This is a genomic window from Bacteroides sp. 51 (genome assembly GCF_010500965.1).
GTDB lineage: Bacteria > Bacteroidota > Bacteroidia > Bacteroidales > Bacteroidaceae > Bacteroides.
This window is the reverse complement of sequence record NZ_QVMI01000034.1, coordinates 1-16,204: the sequence shown is the minus strand read 5'-3', so window position 1 is coordinate 16,204 and position 16,204 is coordinate 1. Positions and strand designations below refer to the sequence as shown.

13 protein-coding genes are annotated in these 16,204 nt (G+C 42.3%); 4 read left to right on the top strand and 9 right to left on the bottom strand.

From position 1 onward, the window contains the following. Positions 1–14: 14 nt before the first annotated feature. From nuoH to D0T87_RS19605, 6 genes are all read right to left on the bottom strand, one after another. Positions 15–1,091, bottom strand: coding sequence for an NADH-quinone oxidoreductase subunit NuoH (gene nuoH / locus D0T87_RS19630; RefSeq protein ID WP_163177261.1), 1,077 nt, complete (start codon positions 1,089–1,091; stop codon positions 15–17). 125 nt (positions 1,092–1,216) lie between these two features. Continuing rightward, positions 1,217–2,776, bottom strand: coding sequence for an NADH-quinone oxidoreductase subunit D (locus D0T87_RS19625; protein ID WP_163177259.1), 1,560 nt, complete (start codon positions 2,774–2,776; stop codon positions 1,217–1,219). Next, entirely contained in the window at positions 2,769–3,350 is a 582-nt protein-coding gene (locus tag D0T87_RS19620) for an NADH-quinone oxidoreductase subunit B (RefSeq protein ID WP_163177257.1), read from the bottom strand. The genes D0T87_RS19625 and D0T87_RS19620 overlap by 8 nt, the downstream gene beginning before the upstream one ends. After that, positions 3,341–3,691, bottom strand: a complete 351-nt coding sequence (locus D0T87_RS19615) for an NADH-quinone oxidoreductase subunit A (RefSeq protein ID WP_163177255.1) — start codon at positions 3,689–3,691, stop codon at positions 3,341–3,343. Before D0T87_RS19615 ends, D0T87_RS19620 begins: the two co-directional genes overlap by 10 nt. Before the next feature lie 116 nt (positions 3,692–3,807). After that, positions 3,808–4,185, bottom strand: coding sequence for a hypothetical protein (locus tag D0T87_RS19610; RefSeq protein ID WP_163177253.1), 378 nt, complete (start codon positions 4,183–4,185; stop codon positions 3,808–3,810). Between the two features lie 244 nt (positions 4,186–4,429). After that, the gene (locus D0T87_RS19605) at positions 4,430–6,322 is read right to left on the bottom strand and encodes a discoidin domain-containing protein (protein ID WP_163177251.1); all 1,893 of its coding nucleotides are present in this window, start codon (positions 6,320–6,322) and stop codon (positions 4,430–4,432) included. 261 nt (positions 6,323–6,583) lie between these two features. Between D0T87_RS19605 and D0T87_RS19600 the strand changes: the two genes are divergently transcribed. The 4 genes from D0T87_RS19600 (at position 6,584) to D0T87_RS19585 (ending at position 11,158) form a co-directional block, all read left to right on the top strand. Then, positions 6,584–8,206 carry a hypothetical protein gene (locus D0T87_RS19600; RefSeq protein ID WP_163177249.1) on the top strand — a complete coding sequence of 541 codons (1,623 nt, stop codon included), beginning with the start codon at positions 6,584–6,586 and terminating at the stop codon, positions 8,204–8,206. After that, positions 8,206–8,757, top strand: coding sequence for a DUF5043 domain-containing protein (locus D0T87_RS19595; protein WP_163177247.1), 552 nt, complete (start codon positions 8,206–8,208; stop codon positions 8,755–8,757). Before D0T87_RS19600 ends, D0T87_RS19595 begins: the two co-directional genes overlap by 1 nt. A gap of 55 nt (positions 8,758–8,812) precedes the next feature. After that, entirely contained in the window at positions 8,813–9,355 is a 543-nt protein-coding gene (locus tag D0T87_RS19590) for a DUF5043 domain-containing protein (protein WP_163177245.1), read from the top strand. 114 nt (positions 9,356–9,469) lie between these two features. After that, on the top strand, positions 9,470–11,158 hold the full coding sequence (locus D0T87_RS19585; protein ID WP_163177243.1) for an O-antigen ligase: 1,689 nt from the start codon (positions 9,470–9,472) through the stop codon (positions 11,156–11,158). A gap of 2 nt (positions 11,159–11,160) precedes the next feature. Here the strand turns inward: D0T87_RS19585 and D0T87_RS19580 are convergent, their stop codons facing one another. The 3 genes from D0T87_RS19580 to dxs form a co-directional block, all read right to left on the bottom strand. Beyond that, positions 11,161–12,612, bottom strand: coding sequence for a TrkH family potassium uptake protein (locus D0T87_RS19580; protein ID WP_163177241.1), 1,452 nt, complete (start codon positions 12,610–12,612; stop codon positions 11,161–11,163). Between the two features lie 12 nt (positions 12,613–12,624). Beyond that, on the bottom strand, positions 12,625–13,965 hold the full coding sequence (trkA, locus tag D0T87_RS19575) for a Trk system potassium transporter TrkA (RefSeq protein WP_163177239.1): 1,341 nt from the start codon (positions 13,963–13,965) through the stop codon (positions 12,625–12,627). 83 nt (positions 13,966–14,048) lie between these two features. Then, positions 14,049–15,950, bottom strand: a complete 1,902-nt coding sequence (gene dxs / locus D0T87_RS19570; RefSeq protein WP_163177237.1) for a 1-deoxy-D-xylulose-5-phosphate synthase — start codon at positions 15,948–15,950, stop codon at positions 14,049–14,051. Positions 15,951–16,204: the final 254 nt, after the last annotated feature.

The following is a 16,204-nucleotide window of genomic DNA, read 5'->3' as shown; positions in this document are numbered from 1 at the left end:
CCCCTACAGTTAAATCAGAAGTGTAATTCAAAAATGACGATAACTACCATAAGTATCAGGTTCACCATGCTGATAGGAACGAGATACTTCCATTCCAGTTTCAGGATCTGGTCGATACGTAAGCGTGGGAATGTCCACTTGATCCACATCAGCAGGAATACCACAAAGAATGCTTTGGCAAAGAACCAGATGAATCCCGGAATATAATCCATTACATTATTGAAGCCTTCCAGTCCCGGAATATGCAACGGCATCCAGCCACCCAGAAAAATAGTAGCCGCTACAGATGCAATGATAAACATATTCAGGTATTCGGCCAGATAGAAGAATCCGAAGTGCATACCCGAATACTCGGTATGGTATCCGGCGGTCAGCTCACTCTCCGCTTCCGGCAAGTCGAATGGACCGCGGTTTGTTTCTGCATTACCAGCAATCAGGTAGATGATGAAAGCGATAAATGCAGGGATGTGCGCACGGAAGATATTCCATCCGGTATATTGTCCCTCAACGATTTCGGAGAACTGCATCGTGCCCATGAACACCACCATCGTCAGGATGGATAACCCGACAGACAGCTCATAACTAATGATCTGCGCACCACTACGCATAGCACCGATAAGCGAAAACTTGTTGTTACTTCCCCATCCCGCCAAAAGAATGCCCACTACTCCGATAGATGAAGCGGCCAACAGGAAGAATACACCAACGTTAAAGTCAATCACCTCCAACCCCTTACTGATTGGGATACAGGCGAAAGCCAGGATAGAAGCAATAATCACCATAAAAGGTGCCAACTCATAGAGGAATTTATCCGAGTGCTTCAGTGAGATGATCTCTTTGATCAGCATCTTGATTACGTCGGCAAAAACCTGGAAGATCCCCCATTTCCCTACACGCATCGGCCCGAGGCGGCATTGGAAGAAGGCACAAACCTTTCTTTCCATTAGAATAAGGACGATGGCCAATATGGCGTATGCCAGGATAATACAGACCCCGATCAACACGCATTCAATGAATACAGCCCAACCTTCCGATAGAAAGGAAGTGAGGAATTGGTGTATCCAGTTTGTTACTATACTAAAATCAAACACTTTGTATTTACGATTTAATTATTTACGATTTACGATTGAAATTACTGTCTGTATTTACGAACTGGGTTTACTGACTTACTTCAATCGTAAATCGTAAATCGTCCAATCGTAAATCATAGATCGCTTTAGCGATCGATGTCCGGTACTACATAATCCAGCGTTCCGCCGATAGCGATCAAGTCGGCAATCTTGCCACCGGTGGCGATGGTATCGACTACAGATACCAAAGGCAGCCCAGTGCTGCGGAACTTTAAGCGGTAAGGAGATTTCTCTCCACGGCTTTCGAGATATACACCAAACTCTCCGCGGCTACCTTCTACGGCAGTGTAATATTCGCCTTCCGGCACACGGATAATCGGTTTCGTCTTTTCCTGATAGTTTCCTTCGGGAATGTTATCAATCAGTTGTTCAATGATCTTCATGGATTCCATGATCTCGTCCATACGCACCATATAGCGGGCAAAGCAGTCGCCTTCGGTGTAGACAATCTCTTTGAAATCTACCTTATCATACATAGCGTACGGTATGCGTTTACGAACATCGCATGCCCAACCCGATGCACGACCCGAACCTCCGGTTGCCCCGAATGAAATAGCATCCTCGCGAGTGAGCACACCTACACCCTTCATACGCTGTTGAGCAATGATATTTCCGGTGAAGATATCGTGGTATTCATGGATAATTCCACGCATATAGGGGATGAATTCTTTCACACGGCGAACAAAGTTCGGATGAATATCTGCTTGTACACCCCCAATGGTGTTGTAATTCATAATCAAGCGCCCGCCGCAGGTCTCTTCGAAGATATCCAGAATCTTCTCTCTGTCGCGGAATCCGTAAAAGAAGGCGGTCAAACCACCTAAGTCCATACACAGCGCAGAGTAGAATAGCAAGTGCGAGTCGATGCGTTGCAGCTCATCCATAATGGTACGGATGTATTGTACACGTTCCGAGACTTCAATGCCCATAGCCTTTTCAATGCACATACAAAGTGCATGGCGGTTTTGATGTGCGGCTAGATAATCCAAACGGTCGGTCAATGCCAGAATCTGAGGGTAGGTGAGGCTTTCGCTCATCTTCTCAATTCCCCGGTGGATGTATCCGCAGTTCACGTCTATCTTCTTGATGATCTCCCCTTCCAGTGATACGCGGAAACGGAGTACCCCATGTGTGGCCGGGTGTTGAGGCCCAATGTTTACCACATATTCGCGGTCGTCAAAGATGACGTTCTCTTTATCTTTGATGGTTCCGTCCGCATCCAACTCCAACTCGTATGTAGTATCCAATGTAATTTCATTGCTCATACGGAGCGGGTTGCGGTCGTCAGTTGGGTCGTCATCCTTGCGGAAGGGGTGGCCTACCCAGTCGTTACGCAGGTACAAACGCCGCAGGTCGGGGTGATTGATGAACAGGATACCAAAGAAATCGTAGACTTCGCGTTCATTCAATTCTGCCGCCTTCCAGATATCAGAGACTGTGGGCAATTCCGGGGTTTCGCGTTCTACGGTTGCTTTAACCACCAGGCGTTCACCGGTAACAGTCGATTCCAAATGATACACCACACCTAGCTTATCTCCCCAGTCCATACCGGTCAGGCTTTCCAGGAAGTCCATTTGTTTTTCATTACGTAGCTTGAGTGCCAGGTCGTGTAGCTCTTCCGCTGTCGTTTCTATGATCTCATTCATTTCTCTTCTCCTTTTTGTTAACACCTCCAAAGAATTTCTCTACTTTCACTTTACGTTGCAACTGCATCATACCGTAAAGAAAAGCCTCGGGTCGGGGAGGGCAGCCGGGAATATATACATCGACAGGTAATATCTTATCTACACCATTCACCACATGGTAGGATTTCTTGAATGGGCCACCACTTACTGCACATCCGCCTACGGCGACAACATACTTCGGGTCGGCCATCTGATCATATAAACGTTTCAGAACCGGAGCCATCTTATCGGTAATCGTTCCGCAAACCATGATCATATCGGCTTGTCGCGGACTGGCACGGGCTACTTCAAACCCAAAGCGGGCCATGTCGTAACGTGCGGCACCAAGCGCCATAAATTCGATCCCGCAACAACTGGTTGCGAAGGTAAGTGGCCACAGCGAGTTGCTTCGTCCCCAGTTGATAACATCGTCCAACGCTCCAACGAATACGCTTGTTCCGCCTTCGTTAAGCTGTTTAACCATGTTCTCCAACGTTTCATTGTCTTTGAACTCCTCATAAGGAATTGATTTTATTTTGGGCTTTTTTACTTCCATTCCAACGCTCCTTTCCTCCAGGCGTAAGCAAGGCCTAGAACAAGAATGATAAAGAAGAACAGGATACTGATAAGTCCGTCGGTTCCCAGGTCTTTGGCAATGACTGCCCACGGAAACAGGAATACGGTTTCTACATCGAACATCAGGAAGAGGATGGCAAACAGGTAGTATCCTACACGGAATTGCATCCACGATTTACCCCGGGTGGGGATTCCACATTCATAGGCCTCCATTTTTTGCGCATTGTAGGAGCGCGGAGAAATGGCTTTGGCTATCAGTATAGCCGCTGCAACCAGTGTGATAGCCGTTAAGAAGGCTACGACCAGAAGTGTAAAGTTCATAATTGAATATGATAGTTTATGATGTAATTTGCAAATACAAGACCTTATACGAACTCTCGCGAAGAATTGTATAAGTTAATAATGTAATAAGTATCCGGATTGTTTAGGAGAAGTGTCTAAATAACGATTTTCCTCAATCCAAATACATAGTAAGAGTTTGGATCAGAGGAGTAAAGAATGGAAATACGGAAATGATTTTTCTTAAATGTATCTTGTTCCGGACTCGATTTACCAAATGAGTTGGTTGCCCGAAGAATGTATTTGGCTGTCGGAACATCTTTTGACGTATTATGAACAAGATCGCAAGGCATACTCGGACAGTGTTCATAGAATTTATTGATCGCCTGACGGGTAGTTTGCACCTGATAAGCAACAAACTGCTGTTCGGAGGTGGCCGGAAGTTCATCCATAGACATATCCCATGCTTCCGCTATCTCCATATGAAAGCAGATGGCGAGAAGAGTCAAGACACTATATTTGAAGAATACTTTCATAACCACTTCGTCAAATTCGGGCGCAAAGATAGGACTTATTTTTGCAATATTGCAATGTCTATATTACAAAATTTGTTGTTTGTGGTGATTTTAACGTTGATGGTATTTTCTATTGCACCAAAGGCTATCTGGGAAGAGTGAGAAAAGCATACCAAGATATCACTGGGATGTCGTAGATATCTCACCATATAGATAAGAGGGATAGGGATCCCACCTTAACTCTGTGTACTTTATGGTTTTATTGTCAATACCAGATAATCTTTCCTTTACGGTAAATAAACACTCGTTCTTCTATTCCTTCGGTTAGATTTCTTAACCAATATACAGCATTTGAGGGTACATTATGAAATTGAAGATACTCATCGGTAGCTTCTTGAACTTCAACCGAAATCCAGCCATTATCATAATACAGCAACTCATAGGTGTGCCCCGGGAAAATATTGTTTGCATCGGTTCTTGGGATATATCTCACTTGGTTGACTTCTACTGAATCACCCAAATCTAACCCATACCATACGTCTCCTTTGGCAAATGTCAGCACATCATTATCAAACGCATTTTTAACACTTTCGTTTTCACCATCTCCTTTAATTAAATTCCCCGTGAGTTTATTTCCGTTCTTATTGAAAAATTCAATCTCACCTATGGCAGCAATCCGACTATCACTGATTACTCTCCAATATCTACATGTTTTATTTTTATCTGGAATATTTATTGTTGTATATCCTAAAATCGGATTAACTTCTGTCGAATAATAGATAAGTTCTGCATCTCTGAAATCAGGAAATCTGGATGCTTCAAAACGATGATCTTTGGAGAATTTATTCCAATTTAATTTAGTAGTTGATATAGGATATTTGCGAACAAAATAAATAGATGTGCAGTTACTCGTATCCGGTTCAAAAAAAGTTGTACGTCCATCAAATCCGAGTAAAAATGGAAAGCGAGTTGATGCTTGATCTTTTTCCTTATAGTAAACGGGTAAATAGATTATTCCGGTCTCCATATTTTCAAATGTTGCCCGTCCTTGTTTAATATTACTCCAGGCAATCGGTTTCCATTCCTTTGTGTTGAATACAGAAAGATACAAATGGTCGGGTTTATCGTTTGGAATAGAATGAAGGTCGATACAGACATCCGACGTGTTAACATAATGGGTAGTGACGTCTTTATGGAAAGGTGAGAGGAAAAAAGCGGGAATCATATCTTTTCCATTAGATTTTGGGATCGGATTATGTGAATAAGTTATTCTATATATTTTTCCGGCCATTGAGTGTACTTCTTGTCCATGAATATTACCCACTTGATTCATATATTTCGGATCGAGAATTACTTTCCAGGAGTGACCACTGTTTCTGTTGGCCCATGCAGGTACTAAATCTATTGTTGATGGAATCCCCGATGCCCGCATATTGATTACTTCATAAAAAGCTTCATCGAAACAGTCGTAATTAAAGCTCTTGTTGATTGCTCTTATCAACTCCTGGTCTTTACTTCTGGATCGGCCTGCTTTTTCTGCATATATACCTTCATAGTTCCAAACTTCTTTTAGGTCTGCCCGATAATCTGGATATCTCTTTAACTCCTCATCTATTTTTCTCCATGCTGTCATTAATGAATCATTATAAGGGAAGAGAGGCTCATAATCCAGACGATAAGGTAATACATATTCGCAGAAACTTTCAAATGGGATGCCTTCCAGCCAATAGCATGATTCCCATTTTTCTATCGCATTGTCAATAATAGAAATAAGATATTCGGCTTTGATAACTTCCAAATCAAATGTTCTAGAGGCTAAAGCCGATAGCTTCCCTTTACGGAATGGAACGGTCAAGATTACTTTCTTCAGATTGTCATCGAGTATATGATATTCTTCTTCGATTTTTCTGGCATGCTTGTCTACTATACTTCCTGATACAGAATAATGTCCCGGCATATTCTCGATAAGAAAAATAGCTGCCTGCAATTTCAAACTATCAGACTCGTTTTCTGAATAGTGATCTATTACCTTTTTTAATTCCGATTGGTTCTCTCCCGAAAGCTGTAGCGCATTCTCCAGTTTATTTGGCGTTTTATCACATGATACAAGAGTTAATATCGTGGTAATAATCGTTACAGTAAAAATAGAGTTATTCATATATTGTTGAAATAAAGTTGATTTAATAGATAGGCGCAAATATAGTGAGAAAAAGTATATAACCAATTCGTAATTATAAAAATTGATATATTGCTATTTTACTTCATTTAGTTTGTGTTATTGCTATTTTTGGGTGAGTACAGTATTGAAGTCTATTCGTCCCCAATATATTGGAAGGGTATGGTGAATTCTTTACAATAATCTATATGTGGATATTTGATTTATTGTTTTTTTTGATATTATTAATTAAATTATTACTCAATGAAAAAAAACTATTCTATTTGTTTTGTTCTTTTTCTGTTGTGTGGTTTTAGTTTCTTTTCCTGTCAGCAAGACCTCGACGAGATCACCAAACAGGAAAACGCTGATCTTATAACAGATGCAAAAGCATTTTTTGAACAAGAAATTACTGTAAAAACGAGAAGTGACAAAGATTTACCCTTGGGAGATTTTGCACCTTTATGGGATAAAGCAAAAGTTTCTCGCGACCAGTTTATGGAAGGAGTCGATATCCCTATCGTATCTACTTATTCCTACTACACGATCCGAAAAGAAGTAATCGGTGGACGGAATCGGAGCTATATTGCTAATATTACTGAGAAGGCAGTGGTGGTAAAGTCTGCTAAAAATGGTTCCATGGGGCTTTATCGAATGCTTGTGGTGCCCGATTATGCGTATTATCAGACGAATAAGGGCGATTTATCTGGTAGATTTACTAACTTTGGAGATAAAGAGAATTTTTCAGGAATTATCTTCTATTTGGCTGTTGACGGTATGATTCCATTGCGAGCGGATACCTATAAAGATGGGGCTAAGGTTAGCGAACTATCTTTGTTTGTGAATGACTTTGAGACATATAAACAAAATCTCATGGAGTTGGCAAAGATGTTGCCGGCCTTAAAAGTTTACCGACAGTCTAATTTGGCGACCACCCGTTCTGGTTGGGAAGACCCTTGGGGAGATATTGGTTGGGATGATCCTTGGGGTGATGATGGTGACTATTGGTCCGGAGATGCGGGTGACAATGGCAATTGGACATCCATCGGGAACGGCTTCTATCATGATGGTAAGGGAAATATTGGGTATGATTACACTGGAGATGGTAATCCAGATGGAGTTTGGATACCAGAGGTAGATATTACTCCGGATGAAGGCGACCCGGAACCTCCGGGATGGGATGATGGTGACTTGCCTGACCCTACTCCTCCAACAACATCTGGTGGCGGTGGTGGCGGTGGTTCAACTACGCCAACAACACCAGTTGCTCCTAAAGCCCAGGAAATCTTTAGAAATTCTGGTATGTCGGACACAAACTGGAAAGTTATTGAAAGAATGTTAGAGAAAATTATGGAAGACTGTATGGGAGAAGCATTGTATAATGGACTAAAAACTTATCTCAATGGCAAAACACTTATTATTCAGTTTAACAATGGCACTAGTGGTTCTTTTAGCTCTAATGGAATTTCGCTTGGTATACAAGCTGAAAGTAATCAACTTTTTCACGAAATGATGCATGCTTACCGAACGTACAAAGAAACTCTGTCGTCTTACAATAGTTCAACTCTGAATGGAGAGATAGAAGCGCATTATGCACAATATCTTTATGTGAGCAAATTACCTGAATATCCAAATAGTAAGTGGGAAAAAAGAAATTATACCGATGTGCGTTATGGAAAAATCAAGGACTTGGAGAATTTCATAAGTCCAAAAGGTAGTCTTAAGTCTGGTGTAAACCTTATGGATTTAGAAACGAAAATACTGAATGAGGTTGTACCAGCTCTACGAGCTGGAGGTTATTCGGTGAGTAATTATAATTTCGACTATAATAGGCTTGGATTGGAGAATTTTAGTAACATAAGAGAATTAACTATAAATTGTAATTAATGAAAACAATAATTGTATTTATCAGCTTGTTGTTTTGCGTAGCCTCAGTTTCTTCGCAAACTAATTATTATACTACTACAAAAACTTTTTATGAAAATGGTTATACCTATCAATGCGATGTTGCTGCTTCCAGAACAGTTACACTTTATAATAAGAGTAATAAATGGACATATGTAGAACAAGTATATAAAAGTTCGGGTGAGATTTTTATAATGCCTGATGATTTATCTGTTGAATTAATAGATGATAATTCATGGAAAAATAATAGGCTTAAACTTATCTCTATTGTAAATAATGCTTTCTCAGCTACTGAAAAACAGAGAGTAAGAGGCGACCATAAATTAGGTGTAGTTCTATATATCAATCCCGTTAGTGGTAGGGTTGATGAATTACATTTTACTTTTGTAACCTTTAATCCGTTTGCTGTAATTCCTTTATCTGTTTATCGTAAAATTGAAACAGAGATTAAAAAGGAGCTTTTGTATGTTCCTACCTCCGAAGGGAGAAAATTAAACTATATTGGGTTATGGTGGTCACAAGAAGTTAAATAGTTTGTATTATATTTACGATTAAGAGGCTTTATAGGTCTCTTGATCGTATCTTTCTATGAAGACAATAAGCATATTTATCAGCTTTCTGTTTTGCGTAGCCTCAGTTTCTTCTCAGACCAATTACTATACTACAACAAAGACCTTTTATGAAAATGGTTATATCTATCAATGTGATGTTGCTGCTTCCAAAACAGTAACGCTTTATAATAAGAGTAATAAATGGACGTATGTAGAACAAGTATATAAAGGTTCGGGTGAGATCTTTATAATGCCTGATGATTTATCTGTTGAATTGACTGATCATAACTCATGGAAAAATAATAAGCTTATTTCTATTATAAACAATGCTTTCTCATCAGCTGAGAAACAGAGGGTTAGGGGGCACAAATTAACTTCGGCTATATATATCAACCCAATAACTGGTAGAATTGATGAGGTTCATTTCGAATTTGTTACGTTTGGTCCTTATACAACCATTCCTGTGTCGGTCTATCGTAAAATTGAAACTGAAATAAAATCGAAAATCTGGTTTACAATTACGGCAGAAGGAAAGAAGCTTAATTACATCATGCTGTTCTGGGGACAAGAACCTAAGTGACTGAAATAGATTCTAAGAATTAGGAAGTACTAAAATCTTCCAGATTTCGTTCATGAGACTTATAAAGTCTCTTGAACGAAAATATATGATACATAAAAATAACAATTGCACTCCTTGAATAAATACTTGCTTATATCCATCTGTTTTGCATCTGTATTGATCCCATCATTTGCATCTGTTTTTTCTTCGGATATTTTTGGCGAAGCACCTTTTGTCTTTGGTATGATTGTATTATGCACCTTTGGACTTATTATCAAGTCTAAGCAAAAATGCTATTTGTCTGTGGTGGATATTCTTTTCATTCTTTTCATTTTTTATGGAGTCTTTCATTTTTGTGTGTTTCCTTCGAAATATGCTGATCCCTTGAGATTATGGGAGTGGGTTGCGGCTGTTTCTTCCTATTTCTTCATCAGATCCATCAGGGATGAAGAAAAAAAGGTTCTTTTATATGCATTAATAGTTTCAGGAGTTATTCAGTCCATAATTGTATGGGGTCAGTTGTCAGGTGTGATTGAAAGTAGACATCCCCTTTTTCAAATTACAGGATCTTTTGGTAATCCCGGACAATTGGGTGGATACCTAGCGGTATGTTTTGTTGCCTCGTTGAACTATTTAAAACAATCGAAAAAACGGTTTGTAGTTCTATTAATCGCTTTTCTTATTGTTGTTATAGGAGGTGCACTCTTAGCTACAGATTCGAGGGCTGCATGGATTGCTACTGTGTTAGGCTGCTGTTTTGCTTTCTGGAAAGATATACACTGTTTTTGTAAACGATATAAAAAAACTTGTATCTTTCTCGTATTGATTATAGGGGTGCTGGGGAGCTTATTTATTTATAATTATAGGCCAGAATCTGCAAATGCCAGGATGCTTATATGGAGAGTGTGTGGGGAGATGATAGCTGATAAGCCATTATTCGGACATGGGGTTGGATCATTTCCTAAAAAGTATATGCTTTATCAGGCTAATTATTTTCAGAAACAACCCGACTCTTCTTTTATTTCAGTTGCCGACAATGTAGGATATCCATATAATGAATTTCTTTATGTCACAGTCGAACTCGGACTAATAGGCTTTTTAATGATAGCAGGGTTACTGGTTTTGTTGTTCAGTATGAGGTCTCAAAATGATCAGGAGCGATCTTTTAAATCAGCGTTAATTTGCCTGATAGTCTTTTCCCTATTTTCTTATCCGAGTTATATTTTTCCTTTATTTCTACTTTTTTCTATTTTATTAGGCGGAAGCGTTAGTAAAGAATTGTATACTATAAACAAACTGCGTTGGGTTCATACTTTATTTGTGTTGGTAATAGTAGGTGTTTGCGTCTGGGCAGTAATAGAATGTAAATTCTATGAGCGTGCATCTTGGGAGATGAAACAAGCAACGTCGAAAAAAGAGTTAGAGTCAGCTCCTTTTATTAATAAGCATTTTGGGAAACTCATTCATAATTTAAAATTTAATGCGGTATATACAGAGTACATCTTTCACTATGGAGCAGACGACACTGACTATAAAATAAGTTATCTAACCCCTTCTTGCGAAACATATTGTGATATTGGTAAAGTTTATTGTCGAAGAAAAGAATTTGCAAAGGCCGAATCTTACTATAAGTTGGCATCATGGATGATTCCCACCAGGATATTGCCAAATTATTTGCTTTGGCAGCTTTATGTAAATACGGGAGATCAAGTAAATGCCAAGGATGTTGCTGGGAAAATATTATCCCAGCAACTTAAGGTTGATAATACTGTTACAATCCGGGTAAAAGCTGAGGTTCGGACATGGCTGAACGAGCATGATTAGCATCATCCCTTCTTCCAGAACCCACGAGTGAACAGAATAAGTATCGTAAATAATTCCAATCGTCCTACAAGCATCAAGAAAGCCGATAGCCATTTGGCGGCATCGGGCAAGTGATTCCAGGAATAGGCAGGGCCTGTGAGCCCTAGCCCCGGTCCCATATTGCCGATGCTGGAAATTACTGTGCCCACGGATTCAAGAAATCCCATTCCCAAGCCCATGAAGATCAGACAACTGATGACAACAATCATCAGGTAGACAAAAAGGAAGGCCAGGGTGCTGGTTAATATATTCTGGGGAACCACCTGTTTATTTACCCGTACCGGCAATACGGCATTGGGGTGGATGATACGTTTGAACTCATTGCGGGCTACCTTACTGAAGATCACCATGCGGATACACTTAATCCCTCCCGAAGTACTTCCTGCACAAGCTCCAACAAACATCAAGGTGCAGAGTAGTGCCCATAATACCGGTTCCCAGGTCATGTAATCGGCTGTTGCGAAGCCGGTTGACGTGTGAAGCGACGCTACCTGAAAGAACGATTTCCGAAAAGCTTCTTCCACTCCCATTGAAGTGGTATGGTATAGTCCTGCTGCAATAAATAAGGTGAAGAATCCAACGGATATGAGGTACCATTTCAGCTCTGTATTTTCAAAGAACTTCTTGAACTTCTTATTTACGAATAAGAGTAACAGGGTAAAATTAATCCCCGATATGGTCATGAAGATGGCGGTAACGTATTCAATATAAGGTGAGTTGTAGTACTCTATACTTGCTTGTTTGGTCGAGAACCCTCCGGTGCCGGTAGTGGCAAAGGCATGGCATACGCTGTCGAAGATGGGCATGCCGCCGGCTATAAGTAGTGCGATAACAATCAGGGTGAGCCCGAGGTAGATGCTCCATATCCATTTGGCTGTGACACCGATGCGCGGATGCACTTTGTCTTTGTTTAGTCCGCTGGCTTCGGCTGCAAAAAGTTGTACGCTTCCTACACCGAAGATGGGCAGTACGGCGATGGTAAAGAATACAATACCCAGTCCGCCAAACCATTGGGTGAGGCTGCGCCAGAATAATAAGCCATGCGGCAGTGCTTCAATGTCATCCAGAATAGTAGAACCTGTGCTGGTAAAGCCGGACATGGTTTCAAAGAAGGCATTCGTGATATCGGGTATGTATTTACTAATATAAAAAGGTAGCATGCCGAAAGCAGAGATAACCACCCATGATATGCTTACAATAATGATGCCATCTCTTTTACCCAATTGCCGTTCTGCACTTCTCCCCATAAAAAGCAGGACGGAACCTACTACAAAGGTGATGCCTGTGGTAATGACGAAACTCATCAGGTCATCTTCGCCATAATAGGATGATACACCGATGCAACAAAGTAACATCACCGTTTCCAGAAGAACCAGAAACCCCATGATACGGTATATCATTTTAACGTTGATCATATAAGGAATAAATTAGCTAAAATACTTTTCGGCTTTCTTAATCATCATGTCCAGGCAGAATACCACAACATGGTCGCCGGGTAGAATCATGGTATCTCCGGATACAAGCAGACCTTCGCCCTGGCGTACAAGTCCACCAATGGTGATGCCTTTGGGAAGTCCCATATCTTTTATCGGATGCCTGGTTATTTTGGAGCCGGCTTTAACGGTAAACTCTGCAACGTCGGCATTGGCGAATGTCAGACTCTTGACATTGGATACGTCTGCGTCGAGCATCATCTGGTAGATGTGGCCTGCGGCGATCATCTTTTTGTTGATCACGGTTCCGATGTCCAGACTCTCGGCCATCGTGATGTAGTCTATATTTTCGACCTCGGCTACGGTTTTGCTTACGCCCATGCGTTTGGCGGCAAGGCAAGCCAGGATGTTCGTCTCGGAGTTTCCGGTGAGGGCAACGAAGGCTTGTGTGTTTTTCAGTCCTTCCTCCACCAAGAGGTCCATATCCCTTCCGTCGCCGTTGATAATCATGACACGATCGTCCAGCAGTTCGGTCAGGCGGTTGCAACGTTCGATGTTGCTTTCGATGATTTTCACCTTCATATAGTCCGGTACGTATTGTGCTGTCCGTACGGCTATGCGACTACCGCCCATGATCATCACGTTTTGCACGTCGGCTTCGTTTTCCTTGCCGGCTATTTTACGGATGTAGGGTATGTATTTGCGGGTAGTGGTGAAGTAAACGATATCGTGGAGTTTCAGTACATCGTCTCCGCGGGGGATGATGGTTTCGTTGCCTCGTTTAATGGCTACGACATGGTATGGCGTGTCTGCTCCCCCCAATTCATATAAGGGGATGTTGAGTATTTCCGCTTTCTCCCGTAGCTTGGCACCGATCAGGATCAGGGTTCCGCCACAGAACTCCCACCATTGGCGTACCCAGCTCATGCGCATGGAAGATACGATTTCCTTGGCGGCCAGCATTTCGGGGTAGATAAGTGAGTCTACGCCCAGTGTCTTAAAGAATTCTTTGTTCTTAGGGAGAAGGTATTCGTAATTGTCAATGCGTGCCAATGTTTTCTTAGCACCCAGATTGGTGGCCAGCATACAGGCTGTTATGTTACGGCTTTCGTCGGGTGTGACGGCTACGAACAATTCGGCGCCGTTTACTCCAATGTCTTTGAGGGCGCCAATGGATGTAGGCGAACCGGTAACGGCCATCAGGTCGAAGTTTGTTCCCATCGAACTGAGCCTGTCTTCATCATCATCCATCAGGATAATGTCTTGTTTCTCGCGTGAGAGTAGCTTGGCAAGGTGCGTACCTACTGCGCCTGCACCGGCGATAATAATTTTCATTCTTATAGAGTTGAAAGTTGAAAGTTGAAAGTTGAAAGTTAAAAGAAAACAATGCTTTTATCTGCATAGTTCACTTTCAACTTTCAACTGTCAACTGTCAACTGTTTCATGATTCCTTCTTCGTCCATCCCGCACAGTTGGTACAATTCCGGTATGGAACCGTGTTCTATGAACTGATCGGGCACCCCGATGCGCTTGATGGCTGGGCAATATTCGTTGTCCGACATGAATTCGAGTATGGCACTGCCCATGCCGCCTTTGATTACTCCATCTTCCAGGGTGATGATTTTCTTAAAGTTGCGTCCCACTTCATGTAGAAGTTCGGTATCCAGCGGTTTCAGGAAGCGCAGGTCGTAATGGGCAATGGATAGTCCTTGTTGTTCTTCGGCACGGGCAATGGCTTTGCGGGCTATGTTGCCGATGGGACCGATGGATATGACAGCCAGGTCTTTGCCGTCTTTGAGCTTTCTGCCTTTGCCGATTTCTATTTCTTCCATCGGGCATTCCCAGTCGGGCAATACGCCCCGACCTCTTGGGTAGCGGATGACGAACGGGCCTTTGTCCGGCAATTGAGCCGTGTACATCAGGTGGCGCAGCTCATGTTCATTCATCGGCGAGGCGATGGTGAGGTTGGGAATCGGACGCAGGTATGCCAGGTCGAACACACCGTGGTGAGTGGGACCGTCTTCGCCTACCAGTCCGGCGCGGTCGAGGCAGAGAACGACGTTTAGCTTTTGAATGGCTACGTCGTGTATAATATTGTCGTACGCTCGTTGCATAAACGAGGAGTAGATGTTGCAGAATGGTTGAAGTCCGTCCTTAGCCATTCCCCCCGAGAAGGTCACGGCGTGGGCTTCGGCTATGCCGACGTCGAATGCGCGGTTGGGCATCCGTTCCATGAGTATGTTCATCGAACAGCCGGTGGGCATGGCGGGAGTTACCCCCATGATTCTTTCATTCGCGGCGGCGAGTTCTGCCAATGTATTGCCAAACACATCCTGGTAGAGTGGGGGCATTCCTTCGGTATCGGCCACGTATCGTTCGCCCGTATCGGGGTTGAAGCGCCCCGGCGCATGCCATGAAGCTGCGTCCAGCTCGGCGGGTTTGAATCCTTTTCCTTTGGTGGTATGCAGATGAAGGATTTTGGGTCCTTTCAGGTTCTTGACATCTTTCAGTACCCGGGCAATATTCTTCACATCGTGCCCGTCTATGGGACCGAAGTAACGGATATTCATGCCTTCGAATATGTTTTGTTGTTGGGCTACGAGCGACTTTAAACTGTTGTTGAACCGGATCAGTCCTTTGCGGCGTGCGTCGTTTAAGATACCTACTTTGAAGAGCATCTTCGAAATCTTAAAACGCAACTGGTTATACCGGTTGGAGGTGGTCATGTTGAAGAGGTACTGCTTCATTCCGCCCACGCTACGGTCGATAGCCATATCGTTGTCATTCAGAATGATCAGCATGTTGTTCGGGGTAGACGAGGTATTGTTCAATCCTTCGAATGCCAGTCCGCCGCTCATCGAACCGTCGCCGATGACGGCTACGATATGCCGGTTTCTGTCGCCTTTACGCTCGGCGGCTACAGCCATACCAAGTGCTACGGATATGGAGTTCGATGCATGCCCACAAGTAAACGTGTCATATTCACTTTCTTCCGGCGATGGGAAAGGGCGGATGCCTTTAAACTTTCGGTTGGTATGGAAAGCATCTTTCCGTCCGGTCAGTATCTTATGTCCGTACGCCTGATGACCCACATCCCACACAATGCGATCGTAAGGGGTGTTGAATACATAGTGGAGGGCTACCGTAAGTTCCACCGTACCCAGACCCGAAGCAAAGTGGCCGGGATTGTTTGATAATTCCTCTATAATCTCCTGTCTGAGTTCGTAACATAATTCCGGAAGTTGGTCTACGCTTAACTTACGTATATCTTTCGGGTATGAGATTTGATTCAGCAGGCTGTATGGTTGTTCGTTCTTCATTCTCTCTTTGCACAAATTATCTGCAAAAATAGCATAAATTGCCCGAAGGCTATAACTTTATGCAATGAAAAGATATTTGCAAAGTGTGAGATGCCATATTTAAATAAATAATCCGCGTTAATCTGCGTTAATCTGCGTTTCAAAACAATCATTATCCTTCAAAGAACCTCCTCAGACTACACCTTTCCTTTTCTTCCGGCGTTATCCACCCTTGGCTATCGTAATAGTCATATAATGTATTTACCTTATCTATA